The organism is Brachybacterium equifaecis (assembly GCF_023509525.1).
Taxonomy (GTDB): Bacteria; Actinomycetota; Actinomycetes; order Actinomycetales; family Dermabacteraceae; genus Brachybacterium; species Brachybacterium equifaecis.
In genome coordinates this window covers 1-1,414 of sequence record NZ_JAKNCJ010000019.1, presented here as the reverse complement: position 1 = coordinate 1,414, position 1,414 = coordinate 1, and the positions used below count along the sequence as shown (strand labels likewise).

General features: G+C 67.5%; 1 protein-coding gene. It reads right to left on the bottom strand.

Annotated features, from left to right (window positions below; translation table 11 throughout):
• Window positions 1-46: 46 nt before the first annotated feature.
• Entirely contained in the window at window positions 47-1,294 is a 1,248-nt protein-coding gene (locus Bequi_RS14100) for an IS256 family transposase (RefSeq protein WP_249738568.1), read from the bottom strand.
• Between the last annotated feature and the right edge of the window lie 120 nt (window positions 1,295-1,414).

Sequence of the window (1,414 nt, the reverse complement as noted above, 5' to 3'; positions counted from 1 at the left end):
GGGTCAAGTCCCCGGAAGTGGTGTAGCGATCCTTCGGCGATAGGGATCAGGCTGTCAGCGCGGGAAGTGCATCGGTGCTCACCTCGTTCACGGGATTGGTGGTGAGGGTGAGGCGGCAACGGGCCAGGACGTCGAGGCCGAGGTAGCGGCGTCCTTCGGCCCATTCATCGGTCTGCTCGGCCAGGACCGCGCCGACGAGGCGGACGATCGCCTCGCGGGAGGGGAAGATGCCCACCGAGTCGGTGCGGCGGCGGATCTCGCGGTTCAGACGCTCGGTGGGGTTGTTCGACCAGATCTGGACCCACACATCCTTCGGAAACGCGGTGAACGCGAGGACGTCTGCGCGGGCGGCATCGAGGTGCTCGGCCACGGCCGGGAGCTTCTCACCGACGTAGTCCAGCAGACGCTCGAACTGCGCATTCACGGCCGCGGCGTCGGGCTGGTCATAGACGCTGTGCAGCATCGCTTTCACGGCTGGCCACATGCCCTTGGGGCAGATGCTCATCAGATTCGCGGCGTAGTGGGTGCGGCAGCGCTGCCAGGACGCTCCGGGCAGGTGAGCGGCGATCGCCTCGACCAGCCCTGCATGCGCGTCGGAGGTGACCAGGCGGACTCCGCCCAGGCCGCGGGCGACCAGGTCGGCGAAGAAGCTGTTCCAGGCCGCGCCGGTCTCGCTGGTCGCGACCCGGATGCCGAGGACTTCGCGGTGGCCGTCGCCGTTGACGCCGGTGGCGAGCAGGACGACGGCATTGATGACTCGTCCGCCCTCGCGGACCTTCATCGTCAGTGCGTCGGCGGAGACGAACGTGAACGGCCCGGCCTCGTCCAGGGGGCGGTGGCGGAACTGCTCGACGTGCTCGTCCAGATCGGCCGCCATGCGGCTGACCTGGGACTTCGAGAGGCTGTTGATGCCGAGGGTCTTGACGAGTTTGTCCATTCGGCGGGTGGAGACGCCGGCGAGGTAGCAGTCGGCGACCACGGTGATCAGGGCGGATTCGGCGCGTTTGCGGCGCTCGAGCAGCCAGTCGGGGAAGTAGGTGCCGGTGCGGAGCTTGGGGACGGCGACGTCGATCGTGCCGACGCGGGTGTCGAGGTCGCGGTGGCGGTAGCCGTTGCGCTGAGCGACCCGCTCGGGGCTGGGTCGACCGTATTCCGCGCCGGCGACCGCGTCAGCGTCCGCGGACAGCAGCTCGTTGATGATCCTTTGCAGCATCGTGCGCATCAGATCCGGGGAGGCTTCGGCCAGGGCTTCACCGAGCAGGCCGTGAGGGTCGACAATATGAGGAGCGGTCATCGTGATGACTCCGTTCGAGGATTCTGTGGAAGGTTGACTCGAAGGATCACGCGGTGGCCGCGTCCTCGTCAGAGACGATCACTGCGGCCACCGCGCTACACCACTATGCGGGACTCAACT